This window comes from Pseudoalteromonas sp. C8 (genome assembly GCF_011378685.1).
GTDB lineage: Bacteria > Pseudomonadota > Gammaproteobacteria > Enterobacterales > Alteromonadaceae > Pseudoalteromonas > Pseudoalteromonas arctica.
The window spans coordinates 1-13409 of record NZ_WTKT01000002.1 but is presented as its reverse complement, the minus strand read 5'-3'; the positions used below and the strand labels follow the sequence as shown (position 1 = coordinate 13409).

The window sequence follows — 13409 nt, the reverse complement described above, 5'->3', positions numbered from 1 at the left end:
AGCCGCTAAATAAGCGGCTTCGTTGTTTAAAGTAGTCTTAGATTAACGAATACATTGTGGTCTTGGCTCAAACTCACTCGCTCTAAGTGGTAGCTGAATCACCTTGCCACATCCTGGTGGTGCCTGCTTACCCGTTTGCTCATTTACAAATGCCCAGCGTATTGATGGCGGACGCGTATCGGCTATTGCTTGTGGATTAAGTGGCTTTAAGTAGCGAATATATGCTTCTAATGCACCTACGCTGCCCGTTAAACCCGTGCTTTTGTTGTCGTCTCGACCAAGCCAAGCTACCGTCACTGTATTTTGATCAAAGCCTGCAAACCAACTATCACGTAAATCGTTACTAGTGCCAGTTTTGCCTGCAAGTTGGATTGATGGGAAGTGTAAATTTAAGCGTTTAGCAGTGCCGTCTTTCGTTACGCGTTTCATCGCGTATTTAGTCATATACATTGCAGATTTATCAAAACGAGGCTCTGCATTTACTTTATGCTTATAAAGTACTTTACCAACCGAGTCAGTTAATGCCGAAATTGCAGTGAGCTTTTTATATTCGCCATCTGCAGCAATTGTCGTATAAAGCTGAGCAACTTCAAAACTCGACATTTCAACAGCCCCTAAAAGCAACGATGGGTATTCGTTTATCGCCCCTTTAGCGCCTAATCCTTTTAGTGTTTTCGCGACTTTATCAACACCTACATCGAGGCCTAAATTAACCGCTGGAATATTAATACTGTTGCTAAATGCTTTATAAAGAGGGATTGCTCCACGGTATTTATGATCAAAATTTTCTGGTTGCCACACTTTTCCCTGCTCATTTGTAACCTGTACTGGCGAGTCATCAAGCAAAGTAGCTAAATTATAATGTGGTAATTGCAATGCGCTTAAATACACAGCCGGTTTTACCAGCGAGCCAATATTACGCTTTGTATCTAAAACACGGTTAAACCCTGAATAACGAACATCGCGCCCTGCAACAAGTGCAGATACACCGCCCTTTTCTACATTAACAGAGATCATGGCTGCTTCTAGTTTTTCGGTTCTAGGACGATTTTCCAGGTACGGTAAGCTCTTTTCAATAGACTCTTCCATTGCTGTTTGCTTTTGTAAGTCAAAATAAGTAAATACTCTTACGCCTGCATCAAGTGTTTGCTGATCTGGCAATAATTCATTTAGTTCTCTGTTTACTAACTCTAAATAGCCTGGATATGATTTTTGTAAACTCGCTTTCATTGGCGCAATATCAATTGGGCGATTAAGCGATGCACGGTACTCTTTTGTGCTAAGTAGCTTGTTTTCAACCATAAGGCGAAGCACTAAGTCTCGGCGCTCCATTGTGCGCTCTTTATAGCGACGTGGATTGTAATAAGATGGACCTTTAACCATTGCCACCAGCAAAGCAATTTGATCGTACTCAAGCTCATCTACCGGCTTTGAAAAGTAAAAGTCAGCAGCAAGCCCCATACCGTGCACACCTTGGTTGTATGACTGCCCTAGGTATACTTCATTTAAGTAAGCTTCTAATATCTGATCTTTTGAATAACGATAATCTAAAATAAGGGCAATAAAGGCCTCATTTATTTTTCGTACTAAAGAGCGCTCACGTGTTAGGTAAATATTTTTAGCTAACTGCTGAGTAAGCGTACTACCACCTTGAACGGTGCGCCCCGCTTTAATATTAGAATAAAGCGCGCGTAAAATAGAAAACACTGATACACCATGATGTTCGTAAAAATCACGGTCTTCAACCACCAATAGCGTATCTTTTAGCATTGCTGGAAACTTATCTAGTGGTACAAATTCTCTATCTTGTTTAGAGTCATTACCAATACGCGCTATTTGCACAGGCTCTAGACGAGCAGAATTTAAACGCCTGCCAAATTTATCTTTAATGGTCGCAACTTTTTGCCCTGCAAAGCGAAGTTCAATAATATGTGATTCTTCAAGGCCATCATAAAATTCAAAATCACGACGATAAATCTTGATGCTATCTGCTGTTTTAACAAACTGCCCTGTGCGGCTTAATCTATTAACCGATGAATAATTTAAACGCTCTAGCTCAAACACTACTTCCTGGCTTGATAAAAATTGTCCCGGATAAAACTCCATAGAACGAGCATACACTTGCGCTGGAAGTTGCCATTTATTACCTTCAAATATACGCGTTGTTTTTGAATCTAAATAAATGAAGTACATTGCCATTGCAATAAAAACAGCCAAGCTTAGTTTCCAAAACACTGACCATGTTTTTCTCATAAAAGAGCGTTTAACAGTGGTTTGCACTGTTTTTTTACTGCCCTTTGAGGTGCTTTTTTTTGTTGTGCTTGACGATTTACTTGCACGTTTAGCTGCAGGTTTACTGGTAGGTGTTTTTTTATTGTCGGCCATTTAAGTGTAATTTATTCCAAGGGTTATTCACGAGTGTGAGCTTAGCATATTGGATATATCCTAACATCCGAAAAGTTAACCCCCCCTGAAACAAAAAAAGCCCTACCGAAGTAGGGCTTTGTGTAAACACACTATTATTTAAATAAACTATTAGCTATTTCGAACAGAAACAAACTCTGGGTAGGCTTCAATACCACAATCGTGTTGATCCATACCGTTTAGTTCTTCTTCTTCGGTTACTCGTATACCCATTGTTTTGTTAAGCACAGTCCAAACAATAAATGATGCTACAAATACAAAGGCAAGAATACATACTAGACCCGTTAACTGATTAACAAAGCTTGCGTCACCATTGGTTAGCGGTACTAACATAATACCTAATGCGCCACACGTACCATGAACAGAGATAGCACCCACTGGATCGTCAATCTTAACTTTATCAAGTGCTATGATACTAAATATAACAAGTGCACCACCAAGTAGACCAAGTAGACATGCCATTAATGGTGATGGAGATAGAGGGTCTGCTGTTATAACAACTAAGCCAGCTAATGCACCATTTAAGACCATTGTTAAATCTGATTTACCCCAAAGTACTTTACATACAAACAGTGCTGCAATAGCACCCATTGCAGCTGCTGCATTGGTGTTAAGTAATATTTGGCCTACTGCAGTTGCGTTTTCTTTATCCGAAAGTAGTAATTGAGAACCACCGTTAAAGCCAAACCAACCCATCCATAAAATAAATGTACCTAGTGTAGCAAGTGGTAAGTTTGAACCTGGAATTGGGTATATTTCACCGTTCTTACCATATTTACCTTTACGAGCACCTAGGATTAATACACCAGCTAGTGCAGCGGCTGCACCTGCGCCATGCACAATTGCAGAACCTGCAAAATCAACAAAGCCCATTTCAGATAAGAAACCACCACCCCATGTCCAGTAACCTTCAATAGGGTAAATAAAACCAGTTAGTACTACAGCAAAACCTAGGAAAGCCCACAGTTTCATACGCTCAGCAACAGCACCCGATACAATCGACATAGCGGTTGCAACAAATACTACTTGGAAGAAAAAGTCAGATTCTAAAGAATGGTCAGCATCGGCAGCTTGTGTACCAATTAAAGCGCCTATTGAAGGAATAAAACCACCTTCGGCATTGTCTACATACATAATGTTGTAGCCAACTAATAAAAACATCGTACATGCAATTGAATATAGCGCGACATTTTTAGTTAAAATTTCAGCTGTGTTTTTAGAGCGAACTAAGCCCGCCTCTAACATGGCAAAACCTGCTGCCATCCACATTACTAATATACCTGATATTAAAAAATAGAAGGTATCGAGTGAAAACTTTAGTTCTATTATTGTATTTTCCATGAGACCCCCTTAAATTGCTTCTTCGTCAAGTTCGCCAGTACGGATACGAACAATTTGATCCAAGTCGTACACGAAAATTTTACCGTCACCAATTTTACCTGTTGATGCAATTTTAGTGATTGCTTCAACAACGCGTTGACAATTTTCAGTACGAGTTGCAATTTCAAGTTTGATCTTAGGAATAAAATCTACTTGGTATTCTGCACCACGATATAACTCGGTATGACCTCGTTGACGTCCAAAACCTTTAACATCAACTACTGTCATCCCCTCAATTCCTAAATCAGCGAGTGCTTCACGCACGTCGTCTAATTTAAATGGTTTTATGATTGCACTAATCATTTTCATAGCGGCCCCCTCGGACTCTTTATTGTTATCTTATTGAGTTAAACAATCCAACCTTTGTGCCACTATTTTATATCAATTAAAAACAGCTACTTAGTAACAAACACAAACTCAAGATTAAAAAAAACGCACCAATTAGGTGCGTTAATTTAACAAGTCAGCTACATTGGTGCGTGCTATATCTCTATATATTTATCACGTACCTAGCTTTGTTTAAGAAGGGTTATACCACGCAGTTTCTGCCTTGGTTTTTAGCTTCGTATAATGCTTTGTCAGCAACACGCATAGCCTGCGTTAGACTAGTGTCTTGAAAGTCAGCCAAGCCTATACTGGTGGTAATTTTAATTGATTTATCGCTAATAGAAAAATCGTAACTAGCCATCTTTTTCCTAAATGCTTCAAAGTATTCACGACCACGTTCTAGCTCTATTTCAGGTAATATTATGGCAAACTCTTCTCCGCCAACCCGTGCAACCGTAAACTTTGAAAACGTAGATCGTATTAATGAACCAACCTGCTTTAAAGCCTGATCGCCGCCTTCATGGCCTAATGTATCGTTAATGTTTTTGAAAAAATCGATATCAAGCAATGCCAAAGTATTTTTCTGGTTTTTACTTTTAAGGAGCTTTTCTGCATATTGATAAAAGTAGCGTCGGTTATGAAGCCCTGTTAAGTGATCCCTATGTGCGCTTTCTTTAATATCTGAAATTAACGACAGTTGCTCCATTGTTTGAAGTACTCGACAATGAAACTCTTCATTCATAAATGGCTTTGTTAAAAAGTCATTGGCGCCGTATTTAATAAACCGTGCTGATAGGCCATGCTTCCCCGCGCCCGACAAGCCTATAATTGCTAAGTCGTCTCGGCCTCTAAAATTACGTACCGCTTTGACAAGTTCAAAGCCATCCATAGAGGGCATAGCGTAGTCGGTCATAAGTAGCTTTATATCAGGGTTAGCTTTTAATATTTCGAGTGCTTGTTGTCCATCGTGGGCATCTGTTACATCAAACAATTGCTTTTCTAGCATTTGCTTCATTAACGAGCGACTTAGTAATGAGTCATCTGCTATTAGTGCTTTACAGCCTTGATTTCTGAGTAATTGCGCAACGAGCTTAACGGCATAATGGTAAGAATCGCGATTATCTTTAATAACATAATCAACTACGCCCAATTCAAGCATTTGTTGGCGCTTGTACTCATCTATTTTTGAGGTTAAAACAACCGTAGGAATTTTTTTAGATAAAGTATATTTTGCAACTTCACCGTGCGGAGCATCTGGCAAAGTTAAATCAACTAACGCAAGCGTATAGTCGTATTTTTCTACGAACGTAGCGCATTCTGCTAAAGACCAAGCAAAATCAATTGCTACATCAAGGTATTGTGCAGTTAAGTGGCGAAGCACCTGCTGCACTACTTTACTGTCTTCAACCACTAATACTCTTTGCATAAAGCTTCTCTTTACCTTTAATTAATTTTGTAACAAAACGACAAATACAACGCTATTACTGCAATAGCATTAGTCATAAACATCCGGTGTAGAGTGCACTTATGTGCTTGAAAGCGTAATCCATTAGATTTTTTTGGTGATAGCTTGTATATAAAACCAATACAAGTAGGCCCGCAATATACCTGAATTCTGTGATTAACTAAATAAAGAAACCCAACCCAAAATAACTATAGAAGTGATTAATACGAATCTACAAGTGTATTAATCACTTACTTAACTAGTATTATCGGCCACTAGTCTCAATACTTTTGTTATTTAACTCATTAATGTCTTTAATGGTGTATCAACAATAATAAGGACACCTAATGAAGCTTAGTCGTATTATCAGTTTACCGATAACCGTTATTGCATTAATAATCAGTACAAGCACGCTTGCCGATAACCAACGTCGTATTGATGTAGACAGCAAAGTTGTTACTCAACATAAAGCTAAAATCAACGGTCAACGCTTTAATTACACCGTTGCCACAGGCACACAACCTGTATGGGATGATAAAGGCGATGCGGTTGCGACATTGCAATACACCTACTACACACGCGACAAAGTTGACGACAGGACAACTCGCCCATTACTTATTTCATTTAATGGCGGGCCAGGTTCGGCTTCTGTATGGATGCACCTTGCTTATACTGGTCCTCGCGTATTAAAAATTGATGACGAAGGCTATCCAATTCAACCTTATGGCGTAAAAGACAACCCATATTCTGTACTTGATATTGCCGATATTGTTTACGTAAACCCTGTAAATACAGGCTACTCTCGCGTACTTGAAAACGAAAAAGGCGAACTTCCTTCTAAAGCAAAACAAAAAGAGCTATTTTTTGGTGTTAATGCCGATATTAAATACCTTGCTGAGTGGTTAAATACTTTTGTAAATAGAGCTGAGCGCTGGCGATCGCCTAAATTTTTAATTGGTGAAAGCTACGGTACAACACGTGTATCGGGTCTTGCTCATGAGCTTCAAAATAGTCAATGGATGTACATAAACGGTGTTGTTCTCGTATCACCTACTGATATTGGTATTAAGCGCGACGGCCCGATTAAAGCCGCTAACCGCCTACCTTACTTTGCAGCGACTGCTTGGTATCACAAAGCACTTAAAGCCGATTTACAAGCTAAAGATCTAGATGAGTTATTACCTGAAGTTGAAGAGTTTACTGTAAACGAGTTAATCCCAGCGCTTGTTAAGGGTGGCCTTATTAATGCTGAAGAAAAACGTCGAATTATTACAAAAATGGCACACTACGCAGGCTTATCAGAAAAGTTTGTTGAACAAAATAACTTGGATATTCCAACTCAATTTTTCTGGAAAGAGCTACTACGTGAACGTGGTCAAACGGTGGGTCGCTTAGATTCTCGTTATTTAGGAATAGATAAACGAGGCGCAGGTGAATCCCCAGACTACTGGGCTGAACTTACCTCTTGGTTACACTCTTTCACTCCTGCAATTAATCACTACTTACGTGAAGAGCTAAACTATAAAACAGATGTAAAATATAATTTATTTGGTAATGTTCACCCATGGGATAGAACCGGTAATAATACGGGCGAAAATCTACGTTTAGCAATGGCGCAAAACCCTTACTTAAACGTGATGATTCAATCAGGATACTTTGATGGTGCAACCAATTACTTTGACGCTAAATATACGTTATGGCAATTAGACCCAAGCGGTAAAATGAAAGACCGTTTGAGCTTTAAAGGCTACAGAAGTGGGCATATGATGTACCTTCGCCACGCTGACTTAGAAAGCTCTAATAACGATTTACGTGACTTTATACAGGACGCTTTACCTAAGAAAGGGGAAGCGGCTAAATACTAAAATATTTTAAACATAAAATGGCTCTTTATGAGCCATTTTTTATGTGCGTTTTTCATATCGTAAACAATAGCTTTTAAGTTGCGTTACTACATCGTTGAAGCAGGTCTCGAGACTTTGCATTTCATTGTTATCAATAGATTCATTTTCTGCATACGTTTCGATCTGCTGGCATATATCAGCCAGTTTAATAGCCCCTACCGATTTTGACGACGACTTTAAGGCATGGGCCTGAAAAGCCAAATCAACATAATTTTTACTCTTAGCATACGCATTAGCTAATTTAATTTGCTCCCCTGCCGTTTGTAAAAACGCATTAAACACCATGCAGTGCACAGTAGGATCATCACCAAGCATTGCTTTTAATAACGTGATATCTAGTTGATCAAAACTATCTGAAGCTATATTTTCACTATCAGATTTATCTGAACATGTACTAACCATTGTTTGAGAGTGTTCCATCAACAGCGATTTTAATTTAACAAGCTCAATGGGCTTGGTTAAAAAGCCGTTCATTCCACAATCATAACAATTATCTATATTGTTTTTGGTAATGTTGGCCGTAATTGCAATTATAATAAGTTTATCAAAATGAGTGTTTTCGCGTATTTTTTTGGCTAACCCTAACCCATCGAGTAAAGGCATTTGAATATCGGTTAGTAAAATATCAAAGTGCTTATTTTGCAGAGTTTCCCAAGCTTGTTCCCCATTACTTACAAAAGTAGAACACACTCCAAGCATGGTTAATTGCTGCCTTAATACTTGCTGGTTTGTAACCTGATCCTCTGCTACTAAAACCTCAAGCGTAGGAAGAGTTACCGCATTTAAGCTTTGCTGTATTATTTGAGGTACTTGCACTTGTGCTGGCAAGTCAGTTTGATCAAAGCTGTTAAAGTTTAGTGTAAAACAAGAACCTTTGTGCTGCTCACTTTGCGCGCTTAAAGAACCCTGCATACGCTCTACCAGCTGCTTAGTTATCACTAAACCAATACCCGTACCGTTCACTTTACTGGTTTCAGCTCCTAAACGGTCAAAAGGTTTAAATAAGCGAGAAATGTCATCTGGAGCAAATCCACATCCGGTGTCTGTTACATCTATTTCGCATTGTTTATTACTTAACACCCGGCAATTTATATTAATGCTGCCATTTGCTTTGTTGTATTTAATCGCATTTGAAAGCAAGTTAAGCATCACTTGTTTAAAGCGGCGCTGATCAATGTAAATACTCAACCCTTCTAAGGACTCGAAACCTTGGGTATGCAGTGTTATTGATTGCCCTTTAATAAGCTCAGTGACGAGCTCTACTGACTCCTCTAATATGCTTTTAATAGGCACATAAGAAAAACTAAACTGCATATTACCCGACTCAATAGCCGTTAAATCAAGTACATCGTCTATAAGTAATAGTAAATGTTCTCCAGCTTGATAAATGCTTTTCGCGTTTTCTTTTTGTACTTTATTAGCACTCTCATCATATCCATACAGCTGGGCTAAGCCTAAAATTGCATTTAATGGGGTTCTTAATTCGTGGCTCATACTGGCCATAAAATCTGACTTTGCTTTACTTGCTGACTCTGCCTGAATTCGTAATACATTTAATTTTTGATGGTTATTAGCAACCTCATCAACCATGTTATTAAATGCACTTATTACGCTGCCTACTTCATTTTGTTGTTGTTTATCTATATGGCAATCAAAGTCACCTTTGGCTAAACGTGAAAACCCCTGTTTTAAAGTCCTTAAAGGCGACGTAACCCTGTAATCCACCAGCCAAGCTAAACCTATAAAAACGATAACTAAAATAATAAATTGTATATATATTAGGGTGTAATGAAGTTTTGAAGATTCGTTTATTTCATTCGTAAAATTAACAACCAAGCTAATATTAGCCAGCGGTTTATCTAAAAACACCACCTGCTGAGATAACAACATGTCACCGTTTTCATTTGCTCCAACCCAGTTTTCAAGCGGGTATAATTGGTTATTTGAATCCACATTAACAATTTTAATACTTTTCCAATTAGGGCGAGTTTGGAGTTGGCTGTCTATTTCTTCATACAGCTCTGCATACTGCCTAGTTAACAACGGAGTCGTTATAGAAGTCGATAACTGCGCTAAAGAACGCTGAGCAGCCTTTGAAAGCCCATCGTTTACCCAACGCGCTTGCTCAGGTAAGGCGTAAAACATAAAAAGACAGGCCATAAGCAAGCCACAAAGCAATACAACAATAAAGCTTTGTGCCCTTAGACTACGAAACCCTCTAATTTTCAACATAAAATGAGCGCAAGCCCCACTGAGTTAACTGCTGATACTCTGCTAAAGTTGCAATACTAGGTTTAATAATTGGGATACCTGCAAGTAAATGTTTATGCTCTGGGCTTTGCCCAATATCTAAAATAGCTTGTTGCACTTTTAACTGTATTGCAGGATCAACCCTTGGATGGGCTACAATTGGATGGCGACTAATTTCACGCGTTTTATAGAGAATTTTAAGCTTATTTTGTAAGCTTTCTGGTTGTTGTTTAAATGTGCCCATTACACCACCGCCCGCCATTGTTGAATGCAGTGCTACATTTAAATATACCGAAGGGTGGGTTTGTACATATACAGGCTTTATTGTTAGCCCATACAACAACGCTAAGTCGGCTCTCATTAATAATGACGCACCTAATGCATTAGGTGCAGGGAATGCTATTTCGGCGCCCTCTAGTTGGCTTAAATTATCAATATTACTGTCTTTGTTTACGAGCAAAATACCTTGCAGCTTTCGCCCTGCATCTTTTATTAGTGGCAAATATCCCTGCTTTTCATATGCTACAACACTGTGCCATGGATTCATGTATGCAAAGTCGTATTCGCCATTAGCAAAGGCTTTTTCAAATACCGGAATAGACTCAACTGTAATTAGCTTTATTGATACCCCTGTTTGCTTACTTACTTGCTTTAACAAAGGTTGCCAAATAGCATTTAGCTTTTGCGGCTCATATTGCGGCACTACACCAAAAGTATATTCTTGAGCCAATAAGAGTGAACTGTGCATCAAACATAATATAGCCACTAAATACTTCATCAATTCTCCAAATAATAGCGTGTCATTATTGCTTAAGCGTAGTTAAAGACTACCCAACACACCATAAAATTATTATATATTCGATATTTAGCACTGACCTACTTTGATTACAGGTCGTTTTGGAGTGTATTTTTATGTGTGAGCATATGATGTAAATTAATAAAGATGTTGTAAGTACTTTTTAGGCCGGCTTTATTGCTTAGCCAAGTAGGGATTGATCCATGAGGCAAAGCTGGTTGGTATTTTGCTCATCTGCGCTTTTACTTCAAAAATATTATCACTGTGGCTTTGATAATACACACTTACGCCATTTTTGTTTTTATACAAATGCCATGTTGGCTCAGCGTAAGTGTTAAAACTAACTAATAAAAGAATAACGAATAAGCACTTTTGTAACTGAATTTCATTACAAAAGCGCATCATTTATTTTTGCCAGTAAGGTTCTATGTCAAATGAAGCAAGGCGACTTTGCTCCATCGCACTAACCAGATATTCAGACTTTTGTTCAAGCCATGACTGGATTTTAGCAAGCTGTTCGTCTTCTTGCCCAGCACATAACTGCTTTAAATACTCAAGCGTACTTAACTCATAAATACCATGAGAAATATCAAGCCAAGGCAATCTAAACTCTAGGCGTTCTTCTTTATCAAATAACGATCCTAGGCAGTTACCGCTCAGTAAACTATTTTCAAGTTGAGTGCGCAGGTTTAAATACGAAGCGACATCGAGTGTTTGTTCTTTAGGGAGTAATTCGTGTAGATTTTTCCAGTCTTTATTAAAAAGCCTACTCGCAATGGACGACACGTTTTGCTCAGCCGCTTGAAGCTCTATTTGCCCCCAATCTTTACGCCACTGTTTATCAATTAACCACGTAGTTAACGACAGTAATAAACGATTATAACGCGCGCTATGAAACAGTGCATTTATATCGTCAATGCTTGGCTGTAACTCTTTTAAATCACCAACGACTTGAGTAAGTGCTGGAGCAGCATTAATTTTTTTATAAAAAGCATGGCGTTTAGACGTGTACGTTTTTAATTGAATCGCGTTTTCTACCCACGCTAATTCGCTTAATAACCATTTAAGCTCTGTACGTAAATGTTCTGTACTTTCTTTGGATACTATATCGTCGTACAGCCAAAAAGTATGGCGTATTAGGCTAATGCCGTCAGTTACGCGTTTAAGCGTTTTTAAACTTGGCTTATCGAAATAGCATTGCTCATGCTTTTGCACAAAGCGAATGCCAAAGTTCATGGCTTCAACTAAAGCACGCTCTTGGGTAGTCGACTTTGGTAATTGAACAAAACCAATAGATTTGCTTGGTGTTAAAGGTTTTTCATCTGCAAGGCGATAACCACGCGCGGCCTTAGAGTATAATCCTAAACGGATACAGTTCTGGCTAACCAGTACATCTGCAAACGCAAACAACTCATTACGACTGCCCTCAACAAGCTCAATTTCAAGCTCGCTAATAATTTCAATTTTACCCGAAGCCGCAATTTCACCTTTATCGAGTACAACTTCAATTTTAGCGCCACTTTCGGTTTCAATTAACCAAGTACGACGAATAAAGTTAGTACTAAATATTGGATACAAGTTTTTTGAGATTGCGCTTATTTGCATGCCATGAGGCCAAATATCAGCATCAAACGCCATTAAATTAGGGCGACTTGATTCAATTGGTAAATTGTACTCTGGACGTTGGTGTAAACCACCTACAACTTCACCTGCAAGCTTTATAGTTTGCTCGCATTCGCTGTCAGAACAGCGAGTTCTAAAGCCTATGTCAAGCGCTCTAAGCTCTCGGCTTGGCGTGTCGTAGTATGCATTTTGTAAGCTGCGTGACGGTTTATTCTTCACCGTTTTTGCAAATTGAGTAATTAACGAGGGGATCAGTGGAATAACGGCATCTGATACCAAAAATTTCAGTTCTATCTCAGTATCCATTCGGTTTGCGGATTACCTTTAAAATAAATAAGTGCTCAAAATAAACAAAGCACACTAACAATGCAAATTTTTTAGCCTTATTTTAGTGCCTGTTGACCTTTGTGGATTAAAATTCGTTCTATCTAGAGGCAATTTAATCGCGGGGCGAGGTTTGTAACCTAGTGGGCTAGGTAACTGCTACTGGGTTACAATATCAGTCTTGCTATTGAGCTATTTAATCCATACTATCTAACTACTTATGTGAAATAAAAATCACGTTCATAACGGACGCAGTTAGATCAACAAGGTAGATAAATGCTAAAACATTGTTTATTAGGGCTACTTTTAACAGCCACCACATTTATGAGTTATGCAGAAGAAGCAAAACCTGCAAATTCAACTAATGCAAACACCGCTTATATTATCGATAATTTATATACTTTTATGCGCTCTGGTGCGAGTAAGAATTATCGACTACTCGGCTCTGTAGATGCTGGAACAAAGTTAACCTTGTTATCTGCTGAAGAAAACGGCTTTATAAAAATTAAAGATGATAAAGACCGCGAAGGTTGGATAGAAACTAAGTTTGTTACCAAAACGGCAGGTTTACACCAACAGTACAAAACACTAAGTAGCGAAATGAGCACTATGCAAGAAAACCTGCGCCAAGCTCAAATAGAACTTCCGCAGCTACAAGAGCAAAACCAAACTTTAACTGATCAAAACCTGCAGTTATCGGCCCAAATTACTAAGCTTAAAACGACGCTAGAACAAGAGCGCACCCAAAAAGAAGCTGCTAGCTCAAAAGAGAAACGTCAGCTACTTACTTACGGTGGTGCTATTGCGTTTTTAGGCCTGTTTTTAGGTATTATATTAACGATAGTGTTGTCGCGTCGTAAACGCTATGAAGGTTGGGCATAACCTTCCTTTCTATAGAATACAAAAAGCCGCTTTATAGCTAACACCGATCAGTTAA

At 38.7% G+C, this 13409-nt stretch carries 10 protein-coding genes; 2 read left to right on the top strand and 8 right to left on the bottom strand.

Annotation, left to right across the window (positions count from 1 at the left end):
- Positions 1-42: 42 nt before the first annotated feature.
- From mrcB to GQR39_RS01980, 4 genes are all read right to left on the bottom strand, one after another.
- Positions 43-2385 (bottom strand): penicillin-binding protein 1B, encoded by a 2343-nt coding sequence (gene mrcB / locus GQR39_RS01995; RefSeq protein ID WP_165721272.1) that lies wholly within the window; start codon positions 2383-2385, stop codon positions 43-45.
- Between the two features lie 150 nt (positions 2386-2535).
- A complete protein-coding gene (locus GQR39_RS01990; protein WP_010555509.1) occupies positions 2536-3765 on the bottom strand; it encodes an ammonium transporter in 1230 nt (409 codons plus the stop codon).
- Positions 3766-3774: 9 nt separating this feature from the next.
- Entirely contained in the window at positions 3775-4113 is a 339-nt protein-coding gene (locus GQR39_RS01985) for a P-II family nitrogen regulator (RefSeq protein ID WP_004587162.1), read from the bottom strand.
- Between the two features lie 220 nt (positions 4114-4333).
- The gene (locus GQR39_RS01980; protein WP_007584842.1) at positions 4334-5557 is read right to left on the bottom strand and encodes a diguanylate cyclase; all 1224 of its coding nucleotides are present in this window, start codon (positions 5555-5557) and stop codon (positions 4334-4336) included.
- A gap of 365 nt (positions 5558-5922) precedes the next feature.
- Here GQR39_RS01980 and GQR39_RS01975 point away from each other — a divergent pair, with 365 nt between their 5' ends.
- Complete coding sequence (locus GQR39_RS01975; protein ID WP_165721271.1) at positions 5923-7440, top strand: carboxypeptidase; 1518 nt, start codon at positions 5923-5925, stop codon at positions 7438-7440.
- 39 nt (positions 7441-7479) lie between these two features.
- Here the strand turns inward: GQR39_RS01975 and GQR39_RS01970 are convergent, their stop codons facing one another.
- The 4 genes from GQR39_RS01970 to GQR39_RS01955 all read right to left on the bottom strand — a co-directional run bounded on the left by GQR39_RS01970 (position 7480) and on the right by GQR39_RS01955 (position 12454).
- A complete protein-coding gene (locus GQR39_RS01970) occupies positions 7480-9711 on the bottom strand; it encodes an ATP-binding protein (RefSeq protein ID WP_165734689.1) in 2232 nt (743 codons plus the stop codon).
- Positions 9698-10507 carry a phosphate/phosphite/phosphonate ABC transporter substrate-binding protein gene (locus GQR39_RS01965; RefSeq protein ID WP_165734688.1) on the bottom strand — a complete coding sequence of 270 codons (810 nt, stop codon included), beginning with the start codon at positions 10505-10507 and terminating at the stop codon, positions 9698-9700. Before GQR39_RS01965 ends, GQR39_RS01970 begins: the two co-directional genes overlap by 14 nt.
- 192 nt (positions 10508-10699) lie before the next feature.
- Positions 10700-10930, bottom strand: coding sequence for a hypothetical protein (locus GQR39_RS01960; protein WP_007584834.1), 231 nt, complete (start codon positions 10928-10930; stop codon positions 10700-10702).
- Positions 10931-12454: a CYTH and CHAD domain-containing protein gene (locus GQR39_RS01955; protein WP_165734687.1), complete on the bottom strand. Its 1524-nt coding sequence runs from the start codon at positions 12452-12454 to the stop codon at positions 10931-10933.
- A 294-nt stretch (positions 12455-12748) separates the two neighbouring features.
- On the opposite strand from GQR39_RS01955, the gene GQR39_RS01950 reads away from it, so the two are divergent.
- Entirely contained in the window at positions 12749-13354 is a 606-nt protein-coding gene (locus GQR39_RS01950; protein ID WP_007584830.1) for a TIGR04211 family SH3 domain-containing protein, read from the top strand.
- Positions 13355-13409 lie beyond the last annotated feature (55 nt).